Origin of the sequence: Corallococcus terminator, assembly GCF_003611635.1 — a bacterium.
GTDB classification, from domain to species: Bacteria; Myxococcota; Myxococcia; order Myxococcales; family Myxococcaceae; genus Corallococcus; species Corallococcus terminator.
This window is the reverse complement of record NZ_RAVZ01000075.1, coordinates 15878-31830: the sequence shown is the minus strand read 5'-3', so window position 1 is coordinate 31830 and position 15953 is coordinate 15878. Positions and strand designations below refer to the sequence as shown.

Sequence of the window (15953 nt, the reverse complement as noted above, 5' to 3'; positions counted from 1 at the left end):
GACCCAGAGTGGGACGTGGTCGTCCTCGACGAGGCCCAGCATGTCAAGAATCCCGCCACCGCGACCTCCCGCACCGCCCCCGCCGTCGCGCCAAAGACGATGCCCGGCAGCAGCGACGCGAGCCCCGCGCCCACCAGCGACGGATGCCGCAGGTCCACCGTGAAGAAGTCCGCCGGCGCACCCGGCGTCAGCGCTCCCGTCTCCAGGCCCAGGCTGTGCGCGCCCTGCACCGTGGCCATGTCCAACAGCCGCGCCGCCAGTCCGTCCAACGTGCCCGTCCCTGGATCCAAAACCGCCCGGCGCAGCCGCGACAGCCGCAGGTGCTGCTCCAACTGGCGCGCCTCGTCCAGCAGGTCCACCGCCGTCTGGCTGTCCGACCCCAGGCTCACGCGCGCCCCGGCCCGGACCAGCGCGTCCGCCGGCACGATGCCATCCCCCAGGTTGCGCTCCGTGGACGGACACGCGCACACCGTGGTCTCCGACCGACCCAGCAACTGCACCTCGTCGTCCGTCAGGTGCACGCCGTGCACCGCCGTGAAGCGCCCGCCCAGCAGGCCCAGGTCCGCCAGCAGCTCCACCGGGCGCAGTCCGTGCTCCGCCAGACACGCTTCAATCTCCTTGGGCTGCTCCGCCACGTGCATGTGGATGGGCATGCCCACCGGCGCGTCGCCCTCCACCCGGGCCAGCCACTCCTTCGACACCGCGCGCACGCTGTGCGGCGCCAGCCCCACGTTCACCCGCGCGTCGCCGCGCACCGCCCGGGCCAGCGCTTCCGTGGTGGACAGGAACGCGTCCACGTCCGGGTCGATGAAGCGGCGCTGGCGTGGATTCGCGGCCACGTTGAAGCCCGCCCTCGCGTAGCCCACCCGCAGCAGACAGATGCGCAGACCGACGTCGGTGGCCGCGCGGATGACCGCGTGCGCCAGCTCGTTGCGGTCCGCATAGGGCGTCCCGTCCGACTGGTGGTGCAGGTAGTGGAACTCGCCCACCGCGGTGATGCCCGCGAGCGCCATCTCCACGAACACCTGCCGGGAGGCGACGTAGACCTCCTCCGGCGTCAGCGCTTCCGCGGCGCGGTACATCGCCTCGCGCCAGGACCAGAAGTCGTCCTGTCCCCGGCCCGAGGCCACGTACTCGGTGCGCCCTCGGATGAGCCGCTGGAACGCGTGCGAGTGGCCGTTGACGAGTCCTGGCAGCAGCGCGCGGCCCGGGAGCCGCTCCACGCGCGCGCCCTCGGGCACCGCGTCCAGCACGCGTCCGTCCGCGCCCACCGCCAGCGCGAGGCCTTCCTGGAACCGACCGTCCACGAAGAGGAAGTCGGGTTGATAGACAGTGATGTCGCTCACGCGGGGCAGCGTACGCCAGCCCCCGGAGGACCGCAGCAGCGCCCTTCGGGTCAGGCCCCCTGCTCGGCGCCTTCCATGAAGGGGATGCGGCCTTCCACCCAGGGACGGGTGCGCGCCGCGTCGCGGATCCACGTGCCGTGGCGCCGTTCGTCCTCGCGGTGCTGCCGGATGAGGTCCTTCACCTCTGGGGTCCACTCGAACTGGAGCGCCAGCTCATAGGCCCGGTCGAAGAGCTCCTCGTTGCCGAGCATGGCCCACAGCGTGGCCTCCGTGCCCATCAGGCCCGTCATCGCCGTCAGGCCCTTCATGGCGGAGCCCTTGAGGTCCGAGCGCAGCGCCACCGGTTCGCCGCCCAGGTCGCGGATGCACGTGTTGAGGTCCTGCACGTGGCGCAGGTGGTCCGCGCGGAAGCTGTTGAGGCGCTCGCGCACCAGGGGATGCGGGATGCGCGAGATGGCCACGTCATAGGCCCCCACCGCATCGGCATCGAGTTGGGCCAGGCTGTGCAGACGTGCCACTTCGGACTTGTCGGCCATGGGCGCCTCCTCCATGCGAGTGCAAAGGCCTCGCCAATGTGGGGACTCTTCCTCCCGGAACCAACCGCCCTCCCGAGCACCCATCGGTTCATCGCCCCCAGAGCAGGCGGACGACCCCAAGAGGACAGGAACTGCATGCCCGCGGCTTTCGTCAGGCGGGCCGCAGCAGGAACAGAGGGGCTGCCTCCCCGGTCGCCCTCCAGTCGATGTAGGGAATTGCACCTACCGGGTCCGGTGAAGAGCGTTGGGGCGTGAAGACCTCCGAGACAGAGAAGCGCCTGGAGCGCTACCGCACGAAGCGCGACTTCCTCCGCACGCCCGAGCCAGCACCTGGCGCGGTGACCCGGGCGGCGGGCGAGCCCGTCTTCGTGGTGCACAAGCACGACGCCACCCGGCTGCACTACGACCTGCGCCTGGAGATTGGCGGCGTGCTGGTGAGCTGGGCCATCCCCAAGGGACCCAGCCACGACCCCGCGCAGAAGCGGCTCGCGGTCCAGACCGAGGACCACCCGCGCTCCTACGCGGACTTCGAGGGCCACATCCCGGATGAGGAGTACGGCGGAGGCGATTCGCTGCTCTGGGAGTCCGGCACCTTCGAGACGGTGCCTCCGGGTCAGGCCGACGCCCAGCTCGCACGCGGACACCTGGAGGTCGTGCTGCGGGGTCAGAAGCTCCAGGGACGCTGGCACCTCATCCGCACGCGTCCACGCGGCGGCAAGACGCAGTGGCTCTTCTTCAAGGCGAAGGATGAGGAGGCACGGCCCGGCTACGACGTCACCGTCGAGCGGCCCGAGTCCGTGAAGAGCGGACGGAAGCAGACGCGTGGACCGCGCAAGCCGGGGGTGCTGCGCAAGAAGCCCGTGGCGCCCTCGCGGATGAAGGCGCACCCCGCGCCGTCGAAGGAGCAGAAGGCTCCGGCGACGCCAGAGAAGCTGCTCGAACGGGTGTGGCCGCCCATGCTGGCGCGGCTCGCGGTGCCCGACGAAGCGCACGACGAAACGCATGCCTACGAGGTGAAGTACGACGGCTTCCGCGCGGTGTTCGCCCTCACGCGCGACAAGATTGCCTTCCAGAGTCGCAGGGGCAACGACCTGTCGAGCCGCTTCGGACGGATCACCGCCTCGCTGCGCACCCTGCCGGTGAGCGACGTGGTGGTGGACGGAGAGGTCATCGCGCTCGACAAGAAGGGCCGCTCGAACTTCCAGCTCCTCCAACACACGGAGGAGGGCGCGGAGCAGCGGTTCGTGGTGTTCGACGTGCTGTGGCTGAACGGCGAGGACCTGCGGGGGCTGCCCTACGAGGAGCGCCGCGCACGGCTGGAGAAGCTGATGGCCTCCGTCGAGCTTCCGCTCCAGGCCTCCGAGCGGCTGGAGCTGCCGCTGTCGCGCGCGCTGCTGGAGGCGCGGCGCAAGGGTTGGGAGGGCATCATCGCCAAGCGCAAGGATTCGCCCTACACGGGCACGCGCTCCGGGGACTGGCTGAAGCTGAAGGTGGTCGCGGGCCAGGAGGTCGTCATCCTGGGCTACCTGCCCATCAAGAACGCCCAGGCGAAATCGGAGATTGGCGCGCTGCGCGTGGGCGTCCGGGGCAAGGACGGCTTCCACGACGTGGGCAAGGTGGGCACTGGCTACACCACGTCGGACCGCCGGGAGCTGCGCTGGTTGCTGGACGCCACGCGCACGAAGAAGCCCAGCGCCGTGGATGCAGCCGCCAACACGGAGACCGTCTGGGTGAAGCCGAAGTACGTGGCCCAGGTGCGGTTCACGGAATGGACCCGGGATGGCCGCCTGCGCCACCCCGTGTTCCAGGGCCTCCGGAGCGACAAGCAGCCCCGCGACGTCGTGCGCGAACGCCCCGCCCCCACCGAGAGCACCCGGACCGCGAAGGGCGTCCGGCGAGCACCGGCCCAGGCCTCCGCTCGCACCACGACCCATCGGGCTCCAACGAAGGCTTCGGACAGGACGAGCGCGAAACGCCCGGAGCGCGACACGGAGGCCCTGCTCACGCATGGCGACCGCGTGCTGTTCCCGGACTCCGGCCTCACGAAGGCGGACGTGTTCGGGTACTACCGGGACGTGGCGCCGCTGTTGGTGCCCGTGCTCGCGGACCGTCCCCTGGCCCACCAGCAGTGGCCCGCGGGCATCGAGGCCCCGGGCTTCTTCCGGCACGAACTGTCCGGCATCCCCTCCTGGCTGCCCACGCTGCGCGTGCGCCACGAAGGCAAGTCCCTGCGACACGTCAACGTGAAGGACGCGGATGCGCTCCTGTGGCTCGCCAACCAGTCCGCGCTCACCCTGCACATGTGGCTGAGCCACGCGCCCCGGCTGGCGCAGCCGGACTTCGTGGTGTTCGACCTGGACCCCGGCACCGGTGGCTGGAAGGACCTCGTGAAGGTGGCCAGGCGCCTTCACGCCCGCCTGGACGCGTTGGGGCTCCAGTCCTTCCCGAAGACCTCCGGCAAGCGCGGCCTGCACGTGCTGGTGCCCCTGGCCCCGGGACACACCTATGCGCGCGCGCTGGCGTTCGCGAACGCACGGGTGGCGGAGCTGGAGGAAGCGCTGGGCGACATCGCCACCACGGAGCGCTCCGTGGGTAAGCGCGGCGGCCGGCTCTACCTGGATGTGGGGCAGAACGCGCGCGGCAAGACGGTGGTGGCGCCCTACTCGCTGCGCGCCGTGGAGGGCGCGCCGTTCTCCGCGCCGCTCGACTGGAGCGAAGTCACCGCCCGGTTGGATCCGCACCGCTTCCGCCTCAAGACGCTGCGCAAGCGCCTGGAGGCCGTGGGTGACCTGTTCGCGCCCGTGCTGCGCGTGAAGCAGACGCTGCCCGGCGAGTGAGCCGCCGGCTGACGCGCCGCGCCCTGACCGGATGTTTCGCCAAAGCGACGGGGCGCGTGCTACTGCCCGCGCCGCCATGTCGTCCGTCACCGCAGTGAGCAGCGCCGCGAAGCCCGCGCCGCGTTGGAAGATCGCCCTCGCCTACGCCATCTGCTTCATCACCTGGGGCTCCACGTGGGCCGTGGTGAAGGTGGGGCTGGAGGACCTGCCGCCCCTGCGGTTCGTGGGCACGCGCATGCTCATCGCCGGGGTGGCGCTGCTGCCCTTCGCCCGCTCGCGCGGCGCGGCGCTGGGCGGCGGCACCGGGTGGCGCATCGCGGGGATTGGCGTGCTCCAACTGGCGGTGCCCTTCGGACTGCTCTTCGTGGCGCAGCAATGGATTCCGTCGAGCTGGTCCGCGCTCCTCTTCTCCACCTTCCCCGTGTGGCTGCTGCTGGTGGGACGCGTGCTGTTGCCGGACCAGCCGCTCACCCCGCAGAAGCTCTTCGCGGCCTGCCTGGGACTGACGGGCGTGGTGGCGCTCCAGCACCAGGAGCTGGTGTCGCTGAGCCTGTCCACCCAGGTGCTGCTCGGGTGCGGGATGACGCTGGGCGCGGCGTCGGTGGTGGCGGTGGCCAACGTGCTGGTGCGCCAGCACATGACGCACGTGCCGCCCCACCTGCTCACGCTGGTGCAGACGCTGAGCAGCGCGGTGCTGCTGCTGGGGGCCTCCGCGCTGCTGGAGTGGAACCAGCCGATGCACTGGACGCCCCGGGCCATTGGCGCGCTGCTGTACCTGGCGCTGGGCGGGACGGTCATCACCTACCAGTGCCTGTACTGGCTCCTGCCGCGCATCTCGCTGGCGGCCCTGGGCGCGATGGCGCTCCTGGACACGCTGGTCGCGGTGACGCTGGGCGTGGCGCTCTTGGGTGAGCCGCTCACGCCGTCGCTCCTGGCGGGCGGCGTGCTCATCCTCACCGCGGCGGCCATCGCCAACCGCGAGCCTCCGGAGGCGAAGGTGCCTCCGGAAGCGTCGGTGTGACGCCCTGCCTCAGAACGGCAGGGGCAGGGAGAACGCGGTGCCGTTCTGCGTGCCGGTGCGGTAGCTCTTCGGCGCGCCAATGATGACGGTCGGCGGTGAGCCTCCGCTGCCGGGGATGACCGCGAGCGACTGGCCCAGCGAGCTGCGCTCCGTGCCGTCGCCCACCACCAGCACGAACGGGGACAGCGCGCCCTGCGACTTCGGACCACCGGCGAAGAGGAACGCCGCGCCTCCGCCATCCGAGGCCACCGACGCGCCTGGCGCGCCCACCCACAGGTCCGGCACGCCGTCGCCGTTCAGGTCCTTACCACCCGCCAGCGACGTGCCGAAGCCCACCGCGCGCGAGCGGTAGGTCACCGTCAGCGGCTTCAGGTCCGAGGCTCCGGTGCCGTATGCGGCCACCAGCGCCTCACCGGTGGTGGGACGGAGCGCGTTGAGCGCCGCCACGTTGTAGAGCAGCACCGCAGGCTGGCTCACGCCCTCCACCAGGAAGTTGTTGGCCGTCACGGCGATGAAGTCCCGCGTGTCGCCCAGGAAGCGGCCCGCGCGCGTGCTGGCCATCCCCAGGTTGATGTTGTTGAGCGCCACCTCGCTGTCACCCGAGATGCGCACCATCGACGCGGTCGTCCGCCCACCGCACCGCGTGCCCCCGGCGTCGTAGCCGTAGAGCACGACGATGCCGGAGCGCGTGCCGTCCGAGTAGCGCCACGCCACCTCGTCGCAGCCGTCCGCGTTCAGGTCGCCCAGCGACGCGGGCGCGGTGGTCTGCTGCACGGAGGTGGGCCAGGAGTAGACGGGGTCGCACGCGAGGGTGAGCTTCGCGAGCGAGGCGTCCTCCGGCGCGCGGCCCAGGAACAGGTCGAAGCCCTTGTCGCGCAGCACGGCCAGGTCCTGCTTGCCGTCGCCGTTGAAGTCGAAACCACCGACCACGCCCCGGCCCATCAGGGCGCGCTTGCAGGTGGCGGCCGCGGGGTCCGCGCAGCCGGCGATGGTCGCCGGCCCGAACACGCGGTAGCCCGGCTTGAAGGTGCCGTCCGTCTGGCCCAGCGACACCAGGAGTCCGCCAAACGACTGCGTGCCCGTCGTCATGCACGTGGTCGACGCGTAGACGTCCTTGTCCCCCGCGGGCGAATTCGTGCCCGCGATGACCAGGCCCGTGGCGCCCGCCACCATGTCCGGCCGGCCATCGCCGTTGAAGTCCGTGAACGCCACATCCACGCCCACGTTGCGTCCGCCCACCCACGGAGAGCTCGCGCCCTCGCCCGCCACCGTCGCCTTCGCGGGCTCCGCCGTGTCGAACGTGTACGCGCGGCCCACGTTGAGGTCGTTGCCGTCGCCATTGGGGCCCGGCCCGGAGAAGCCCTGCGCGCCCACCACCGCCATCACGCGGTTGGCCAGCCGGGCCACCGCCACCGACTCACCGAAGCGCTCCATGCTGGCCTTCGTCGTCACCTCCAGGCCACTGCGCGTCCACTCGGCCAGCGTCCCGCCCGCCTTCTGGAAGACATCCACGCGTCCGGTGAAGGCGCCCTGCGCGGAAGAAGCCCGGCCGGAGAAGCCCGCCAGCACCGGGCCCGACGGCAGCGGCCACGCCACCAGCCCGGAGCCCAGCACCTCCGCCTTCGCCGCGCCGCCCAGCGCCACCAGCGGCTTGTTCTGCACGCTGCCCTTCGCGAGCGTGGCCAGCGGGAACACCAGCACCTTGCCCGCGTTGCCCAACTGCGTCGTGCCCGCCGTCGCCGTCGCGTACGGCGCGCCCAGGAGCAGCTCCGGTCCCGCCGCGCCATCCACGTCCATCACCGTCCAGCTCCGGGTCGCGGTGATGCTGCGCGCATCGCCGTAGAGCCGCCCGAACGCGTCCGCGAGCGGCACCTTCACGGGCTTGTCCGCCGGGTCGCCCGAAGGCGAGTTGCCGCGCAGGTCGAACAGGAACGCACCACCCGCGTCCACCTGCGCCGCCACGCCGCCCACCTTGCTCAGGTCCGGCGAGTCCGCCTTGTCCGCCATCACCAGCAGCAGCGGGGGCCGGCTGCCTTCGCCGGCGATCGCGCCCAGCCGCCACGTGCCCTCGTTGCCCAGGGTCTCCACGGCGGTGTTGGACGGAAGCACGTACAGGTCCGCGGTGGGGCGGAAGCGCGGCGCCGCGTCGCGCGCGAAGTACACCGCCACGCCCATCTGCTGGCCGTCGGTGGTGCCGTCCGCCTTGTAGCGGGTCAGCTTGCTGAGCGACGCCAGGTCCGGCCGGCCGTCGTCGTTGAGGTCCGCCACCACGATGGCGCGCCCCAGCTCCGTGTTGCTGCGCAGGACGAAGCCACCGTCCACCTTCAGGTCCTGTCCGCCCAGACGCACCGCCGGGAGGTCCGGGACAGGCTGGCCCTTGCTGAGCAGGAAGATGTCCACCACGCCGCGCCGGCTGATGCCGGAGATGCTGGACAGGTCGCCCGCGGGCGAGCCCACGAACAGGTCCAGGTCCCCGTCGCCATCCGCGTCCGCGATGGCCATGCCCGTGCCGAAGCCGCCACGGCCCAGGCCGGTGAGCGCCGGTCGCAAGAGCGCGGGCGGCTGCCCCGCCTTGAACGTGTAGAGGTACACCGCGCCCGAGTCGCCGATGGTGACGTCCGCGCCCGGCGACGACACCGCCAGGTCCGCTCGCCCGTCGCCGTCCAGGTCGCCCGCGGCCAGCATGTCGCCAAAGAGCGCGCCTTCCGTCTCACCCGCCAGCACCCAGGTGGGCTTCGTGGGCAGGCCCGACGCGCTGCCCTTGTAGACGAACACCGCGCCGCCGGTGGGCCGCGCCAGTTCGCTCTCGCGCTGTCCCACCGCGAGGTCCTGGATGCCGTCGCCGTCGAAGTCCGCGGTCACCATCGTGGCCACGTCCGTCAGCCGGCCGTGCGCCAAGAGGGGCCGTGACAGTTCATCCAGCACGCGCACCGCCACCGGGGCCACTTCGCCGGTGAAGCGGTCCTTCGCCTCCAGCGTGATGAGGCCGGACGCTCCCGCCTCCACCACGACGCGCCCGTTCGTCACCGTGCCGGGGCCGGACACCTTCGTCCACACCACGCTGTCCGTGCCGCCCGCCGTGCCCAGCGGCGCGGACGTGCCCGACGGCACGCCCAGGTACGGCGGGTCACCCACCAGCTTCGCGGCGTTGCTCACGGTGTACTGGAGCACCGCCGTGTCGCCGGAGCGCTGGTCGCTCACGGTGATGAGGTCCTGCGCCTCCGTCGGGCCCGCCGTGTAGACGCCCGTCTCCGTGAGCGTGCCCCCGGACTTGTTGGACGTGAGCGTGAAGGAGGGCGTGCCCACCAGTCCGTCGATGACGATCTGGAAGGTCGTGCCCGGCTTCAGCGTCGCCTTCGCCGGCGCGACGCCAAAGCCCGCGATGACCCGCACGCGCGCCGTGGCGGAGCCGCCGCACTGCTCATCCACCACCACCAGCGTGTCCTCCGCCGGCGTCGCGCCCGCGACGAAGCGGTTGCCGAGCATGCCGCCGGAGGAGCCGCCCGCCTCCACCTTGAAGGTGTAGTGGCCGCTGCCGCCCGCGGCCGTCAGCGTGGCCACGCTGCCCGAGCGCACCGTCGTCGGCTCCACCGCCAACGACATGGGCGTCAGGCCTTCACACGGGCCCACGTAGGGCAGCACCACGGCCGGTTCCTGCCCGCCCTGGCAGGCCAGGGTCAGGAGCGCGAAGAGGGGGGTCGCGCGGGTGAAACGCTTCATGGGGGTGGCCTCGGGGGGGCGCCCTCCTGGAGGAGGGACGCCGTCAAGGGAACGTCAGGGAGAGGACCGCGACGACTTCAGGGCAGCATGCCGGAGGAGACCCAGCGATTGATGAGGGCGGTGCCCTGCGGATCCAACGGCCCGTCCGCCGGCATGCGCTGGTCGCGCACCGCCGCGTTGATGAGCTGGGCGTTGGACTTCCACAGGTCATACGTGTGCAACGGCAGGGCGGAGCCTGCCATATGGCACTTGGCGCACCGGGCCTCGTGGACGGGCAGGATGTCGCGCGCATAGCTGGGGGTGGTGGTGAGCGGCTGGTAGGTGAAGGGCACCGAGCGGCGCGCCTCCGTGCCGTCCTCGAAGCGGGACACCACCGACAGCGTGTGGTTCCCCGGCGTCACGCGGGCGAACGAGAACGCCTTGAGCGTGGTCGCGTCCGCCTCCAGGCCGCCCATGCTGTAGTCGGGGCCGGCGGCCACGACCTCCTCCGCCTGGTCCACCTGGAACGCGACGCTCTTCGGCGGGGTGCCCGGCGGCAGCGTGGCCCGGAGCACCAGCCCGTCCTCCACCAACAGCATGCCCTGGTGCAGCCCCTGCAGGCGCGGCACCGCGCCCTTGCTCACCGACAACGACTGCCCGTTGAGCTCCACCCACGCGCAGCCGCTCTCGTCCACCGCCAGCAGCGTCGGCGTCCCGGACGGCAGGCCTTCGGCCACGCCCCAGGTGCCCGCGTCCGCGTCGAAGACGAAGAGCTTCGTGTCCGAGCGGGCCCAGAGAAAGCGCCCCGCGCCCATCAACTGCTGGGGCCGGGACGGCAACTCCACCGTCGTCCAGCCTTCGGTGTTCCGGCGCAGCACGCGGGTGCTGGTGAGCACCCACACCTCGCCGGGGGTGCCGGCGCCGACGCCCAGGCCCGCGAGCGCCTCCACCGTCTCACCGGTGGTGAGGGGCGCATCGGTGCCGCGCACCTGGTAGACGCCCGGCGCGGACGCCACCACCACGTTGAGCCGGCCCTCGCGCGCGAACCACAGGCCCGGCAGGCCGTCCTCCGCGGGCGCCGCCGTCATCGTGGTGATGCCCGACAGGGGCTGTCCCGACAGCTTCAGCGACGCGAGCGCGCCGCCTCGAATCTGGAACAGGCCCGTGGGGTGCGCGAGCCACGCCGCGCCGTCCGCCGTCTGCGCGGTGGCGACGATGCCCGTGCCCAGCACCTCCTGCCACAAGGGTTCGATGAGCCAGCCCTGGTCCGCCAGGAACAGGCCCGTGTCCGTCTCCACCAGGGCGCTGTGCGGCCCCAGGCGGAAGGTCGCGCGCACGTTGCCTTGCGTGGCGACGTTCCTCGGGTGTGGCGACAGGGCGGCCTTGCTGCCGTCCAGCCGCAGCCGCACGACGCCACCCGTGGTGGTGGCGAAGATGCCGCCGCCGGACTGGTCCGCGAAGCCAGGGGCCTGCGACAGCCCCTGGGAACTGGGGACCTGGGTGGCGGTGAATGCCGCGGGCTTCGCCGGGTCGCTTCCCGGCGGTGCGTCCTCGCCACACGCGACCATCAGCATCGCGGCGCAGAGCAGGAACGAGGAGGGGATGAAACGCGCCACGGTGGGGGAACCGAGGCGCGGCCAGGGACGCGAGGAGGGAGTGCTCATCAAGACTCAGGCAAGGATGAACCGCAGCGGGTCCACCCGCGTGATGCTGTAGTCCAGCTTCGCCGAGGCCAGCACCGTCGCGATGATGTGCTCGGGGAAGATGTTGGAACCGTTCGGATCATTCGCGCCGGTGCGCAGGTCCACCATGCCGGGCGACATGCCGATGTCACCGCTGCGCCCCACCACCAGGTTGTGCTTGATGCCCGCGCCCATCAGCAGGCAGCTATTGGACAGGTGGTGGTCGCGACCGCCCGTGGCGTTGATGGTGGGCGTGCGAGCGAACTCGCTGAACACCAGGATGGTGGTGTGGTCCATGAAGTTGCCGCCACCCGGATGCTGCGTGCCGCGCAGGTCCGTGACCAACAGGTTGAGCGCGTCGAAGCCGGCGCGCTGGTTGCTGGCGTGGGTGAGCTGCGTGCCGAAGTGGGTGTCCAGGCCGCCGGCCAGGTTGATGGACACGCACTGGCTGATGCCCTTCTTCAGGGCGGTGGCCACCATGGCCGCGCGGCCATTGGCGCTGTTGTACGGGTAGGACTGCCCGTTGAGGCCGTAGGTGGCGCGCACCTGGTCGTTGGCCGCCAGGTTGAAGCGGAACGAGTCCGACAGCTTGTTGGCCATCACCGACTGCATCTGTTCGCGGCTGTTCTCGTACGTCGTCCCCACGCCGCGGGCCGCGAACGCCTGCTCCTCGCAGGTGATGGGCATGCCGTTGAGGTCGATGAGGCTCTTCTCGATTTCGCTGTCCAACTGGCGGGCCGCCGAGGGCGGGTCCAGCGTGAGCACCAGGTCCGCCAGGCCGCTGACGCGCAGCGCGTTGGCGTAGCCACCGTAGCGGTCGTTGTACGACTCCACGTTCTGCGCGATGGACGGGATGGGCACCGCGGGCTTCATCTGCCCCACGATCTCCGTCGCGGTGGAGGAGCCGCGCGCCGCGCTGCCAATGGGCATCTTCCCGGTGAGGAAGTAGCGGTAGCCCACCTCGTGCGTGAGCGTGCTCATGTTGATGCCGCGCACCACGGTCATCAGGTCGTAGTGGTCGGAGAGGTTGGCCATCCCCGGCCGCACGTCACCAATGGCCGGGCCGAACGTCATCGTCGGCGCGCCCGCACCCGCGCGCTCCTTGGGGACGATGGGCATCGTCGAGAAGCGCGCGTCGGTGGACAACTGGTTGTAGCCCGGCACGATGCGCGTCTCGCTGACGCGGTCGTCCGTGAACACGGTCGGGTCGCGGGGGTCGAACGCGAGCAGTTGGTCCCACCCTCCGGAGAAATAGACGAACACGAAGCAGCGGTCGGCGGGAGCCAGGTTCGTCGCCTGGGCCACCGCGCGGAAGGGGATGCCTCCCAGCAGCATGGAGCCCATGAAACCGGCTCCGGCCTTGAGGAAGGTGCGGCGCTCGGGGAGCGTAAGGTCGTCTTGGCGCGTCTTCTTCATCGCGGGCACCAGAAGGTCAGTAGGTGATGAAGCGCGAGTCCGTCAGCATGGCGATGCACACGACCGCCAGCGCCTGGTCCCGCTTCTTGAGGGTTTCGGCACGGGCGGCGGCCTTGCGGAAGAAGGTCGCGTAGCGGGCCAGCTCGTCGCCCGCCAGGGGCGCGCCCCAGAAGCGGGTGGACAGGTAGACGATGGTCTCGTTCACCTGCGCGTCCGTGAGCTTGGTCAAGTCGCTCATGGGCGTGGGCAGCGTGCGGCCCAGCGTGCGCAGCGACAGGTCCGTCTGCGCGATGTCCTTCTGCGCCTGCGCGATGCACACCTTGCGCGCGCCGTCGTCCAGGAAGCGGGCGAAGACGAGGTTCGGCTCGGTGTTCTCCGTGGTGATGAGCGCGTAGTCCGCGCGGCCCAGCGACTGGGCGCGGGCCTCCAGCTCATCCCACTCCATGCCCACGGCGATCTTGATGGACTCCTTGAGCTGCGCGACGGTGAGCCGGCGCGCGGCGCGGCCCACGCTGCCACCCTGCGCTTCCGGGTCCGGCAGCGGGTCGATCTGCGTGCCGTCCCCGTGAGGGTTGGGCACCGGGTCCAACTGGGCATCCAGCGGCACCGGCTTCGCGGGAGCATCCACGGAGCCCTGGGTGCAGCCCGCTGCGAGCGCGAGAAGCGCGGTCAACACGAGGCGGCGCATCAGTCGATCCTCCGGTACGCGTCGGACATCACCACCTGCTCGATGAGGCCCTTCATGCTGTGGTTGTTCTTCGCGAAGTCCTGCGACAGCGTCTGGAGGTACATCCGCTGCTCCTCGGTCGTCATCGCGCGGCCCAGGAACTCGTTCCACACGCGCTTGACGGTGCAGCGCTCCAGGTTGCCCGACTCCATCATCCGCTTCACCAGCACCTGCGGACCGCCCTCGATGTTCTTCTCCTCGTCCGCGGTGCGGTAGAGGTAGGTCTTCAAGAGGCCCAGCGAATTGGCGCCGTCGCCGTCGAAGGCCTGCATCACGTACTGGCTGCACTCGCCGCCGCAGTTGGTGTCACCGGCGATGGCGCAGTCGCGGCACTTCGGGTCCAGGCGGGGGAACTGCTCCGGGGACAGGAACAGCGCGGAGCGCTCCGCGTACCGGCCCCAGTGCGCGCCCGTGGGCTCGATGGTGGCGTGGCAGTAGTCGCAGCCGCAGCGCTTGGACAGGTTGTTCTCCCGGTTGCAGGCGTCGTCCGGGGACGGGAGCGTGGCGTCCGCGGCCGGGGAGAAGTGCTTGCAGAGGAACGCCTCGTAGAAATGGTTCACGCGGGCGCGCTGCGTGGGGAAGCGGTAGAGGAACGCGGGGGTGGTGAGCACGCCGGAGTGGGTGTTGTCGCGCGTGTAGACCGCCCAGGTGGCCTTGTCCTCGTACGGCACGGCGGGCAGCGTGGCCACGTCCGCGGGCGCCTTCACGCTGAAGATGGAGACACCCTGCTTCTGCCGGTAGAACTCCGACAGCGGGCCGTTCACGAAGGAGCGGGGGGTGGTGAGGATGTTGAAGTAGGGCTCGTCGTTGCGCACCACTGAGTCGGTGATGAGCAGCGGCTCCTCGTTGAAGGAGGCGATGCGCGCGGTGTGCACGTCGGTGATTTCGCACCGGCGCATCTTGTCGCCACAGCCGCAGGTGCGGTCGCTGTTGAAGCGGCCCGTCTCGCAGGACTCGCCCGTGTACGGGTTGGTGGCGCGGTTCTGCGCCTCCACGGCGCACACCTTCACCGGCTCCGTCGCGACGGACCAGTACGGCTGCACGGTGGTCGTCACGTAGCCGTCGCGCTGCACACAGCCGCGCTGGGGCAACCAGGTGCCGTTGATTTCGTTGCCGTTGACGACGCGCTTGCCCATCTCGAACGTGCAGCGATCCAACTGCTTCAGGTTCGGATTCGTCTCCGGATTCGGGTGCACCCAGGCCGTGATGACGCCCGTGGCCGGCGACGGCAACAGCACGTTGGTGCTCGTCTTGGCCGGATCCGGCAGGCACAGGTAGCCCACGGACTTGCCCGCGGTGCTGTTGTAGCGGTTGTCGCAGAAGTTCACGTACTTGCCGTGCGCCGCGCTGGCCTTCAGCGCATTGCAGTCCGCGTACTTCAGCTCCGGCTCCGTGGAGGCCGGGTCCAGCAGGCGGCACTGGTAGAAGTTCGTGTCGTAGTCGTAGCTGACCGGCAGCGGCACACCCTGCGCGTCGCGGCAGGTGGTGGGCGTCAGCGAGTGCCCGTCCTGCGGGTTCGCCTTGCAGTTGTCCTGGGCAATCTCTCCGTCACAGCGCTGGCTCTGGCCACCGCGCAGCGCGTTGGAGTTGTTGCCCGCGAAGCTCAACGGCGTACCGGAAACCCGGTAATCCCCGTTGCCGTTCACGCTGGAGTTGATGTTGGAGCGCAAAAGGGCGCGGTGGAATTCGCGCATCCGGGCGTAGAAGGGCTCCTGGCCCATCATCTGCCGGACGTCCTCCGCCGTGACGGAACCTTTGGCCTGGAAGGTCTTGTACTCCTCCATCGTGGGAGGGCGGCCCAGGAGGTCGAGGGAAAGCTGCCGAAGATGCCGCTCCAAAGGGACTTTCGCCACGGGCGCGCACACCGCTTCTTCAGCGGCTGCGGGCAGGGCGAGCAGGAGGGCGGCGCTCGCCAGAGGGGCAAGGCAACGCACGCTGAACACGGGGAACCTCCGAGAGGGGGGGTCGGGGGCGACGCGTAGGAGTATGAAGGAATTTCCGGTTTGAGATCCAGTTGACCTAACCGATTCCATTCGACCGACATGTACGCTTACGTACGACCCTCCTCTGGGGAGGAGTTGCACGGAGGCCATGACGCGGTCCACAAGGGGGGCCATGTCCAACGCCGCGTTCGGGATGTCCCCCCCCTCGTCGCCGTCGCGCGACCGGTCGTTCTTCATCGCCATTGGCGTGGTGTCCGCCGGAGCGCTGGCCCTGCTGGCGTGGCTGCTGCTCATCCGCCGGGGCGGCGCGAACATGGGCGTGGACCTGCGCTTCATGCCGGCGGTGAACGCGGGGCTCAACGCGACGGCGGCGACGCTGCTGTTGGGCGGGTGGATCGCCATCAAGCGGGGCGCGCGCCGGGTGCACCAGAACCTGATGGTGAGCGCGTTCGCGGCGTCCGCGCTGTTCCTGGTGGGCTACCTCGCCTACCACTACGTGCACGGGGACACGCGCTACGTGGGCGACTTCCGGGGGCTGTACCTGACGCTGCTGGCCAGCCACGTGCTCTTGTCCATGCCGGTGCTGCCCCTGGCGCTCGTGGCCTTCTACTTCTCCTGGCGGCAGCAATTCGCGCGGCACCGCAAGGTGACGCGGTGGCTGGCGCCCATCTGGCTCTACGTGTCGGTGACGGGCGTGGTGGTGTACTTCATGCTGCGCGGCGGCATCCCCGCCGTCTCCTGAAGGC

General features: G+C 70.6%; 10 protein-coding genes. 3 read left to right on the top strand and 7 right to left on the bottom strand.

What is annotated here, in order from left to right; all coding sequences use genetic code 11:
• Nucleotides 1-1346: formimidoylglutamate deiminase (gene hutF, locus D7V88_RS13530; RefSeq protein WP_120541050.1), on the bottom strand; the 1346-nt coding region annotated here is incomplete at its 3' end.
• A 50-nt stretch (nucleotides 1347-1396) separates the two neighbouring features.
• Entirely contained in the window at nucleotides 1397-1882 is a 486-nt protein-coding gene (locus D7V88_RS13525; protein ID WP_120541052.1) for a ferritin-like domain-containing protein, read from the bottom strand.
• Nucleotides 1883-2133: 251 nt separating this feature from the next.
• On the opposite strand from D7V88_RS13525, the gene ligD reads away from it, so the two are divergent.
• Together ligD and D7V88_RS13515 are read left to right on the top strand one after the other, a co-directional pair.
• Entirely contained in the window at nucleotides 2134-4719 is a 2586-nt protein-coding gene (gene ligD / locus D7V88_RS13520; RefSeq protein ID WP_120541049.1) for a DNA ligase D, read from the top strand.
• 76 nt (nucleotides 4720-4795) lie between these two features.
• Nucleotides 4796-5740, top strand: coding sequence for a DMT family transporter (locus tag D7V88_RS13515; protein ID WP_120541048.1), 945 nt, complete (start codon nucleotides 4796-4798; stop codon nucleotides 5738-5740).
• A 9-nt stretch (nucleotides 5741-5749) separates the two neighbouring features.
• Here the strand turns inward: D7V88_RS13515 and D7V88_RS13510 are convergent, their stop codons facing one another.
• From D7V88_RS13510 to D7V88_RS13490, 5 genes are all read right to left on the bottom strand, one after another.
• Complete coding sequence (locus D7V88_RS13510) at nucleotides 5750-9460, bottom strand: VCBS repeat-containing protein (RefSeq protein ID WP_120541047.1); 3711 nt, start codon at nucleotides 9458-9460, stop codon at nucleotides 5750-5752.
• Nucleotides 9461-9537: 77 nt separating this feature from the next.
• The gene (locus D7V88_RS13505) at nucleotides 9538-11103 is read right to left on the bottom strand and encodes a hypothetical protein (protein ID WP_120541046.1); all 1566 of its coding nucleotides are present in this window, start codon (nucleotides 11101-11103) and stop codon (nucleotides 9538-9540) included.
• A gap of 6 nt (nucleotides 11104-11109) precedes the next feature.
• A complete protein-coding gene (locus D7V88_RS13500) occupies nucleotides 11110-12537 on the bottom strand; it encodes a DUF1501 domain-containing protein (RefSeq protein ID WP_120541045.1) in 1428 nt (475 codons plus the stop codon).
• A 16-nt stretch (nucleotides 12538-12553) separates the two neighbouring features.
• A complete protein-coding gene (locus D7V88_RS13495; protein WP_120541044.1) occupies nucleotides 12554-13225 on the bottom strand; it encodes a hypothetical protein in 672 nt (223 codons plus the stop codon).
• Complete coding sequence (locus D7V88_RS13490; protein WP_244238128.1) at nucleotides 13225-15048, bottom strand: DUF1585 domain-containing protein; 1824 nt, start codon at nucleotides 15046-15048, stop codon at nucleotides 13225-13227. Before D7V88_RS13490 ends, D7V88_RS13495 begins: the two co-directional genes overlap by 1 nt.
• A gap of 331 nt (nucleotides 15049-15379) precedes the next feature.
• Here D7V88_RS13490 and D7V88_RS13485 point away from each other — a divergent pair, with 331 nt between their 5' ends.
• Nucleotides 15380-15949: a DUF420 domain-containing protein gene (locus tag D7V88_RS13485; RefSeq protein ID WP_120541042.1), complete on the top strand. Its 570-nt coding sequence runs from the start codon at nucleotides 15380-15382 to the stop codon at nucleotides 15947-15949.
• Nucleotides 15950-15953 lie beyond the last annotated feature (4 nt).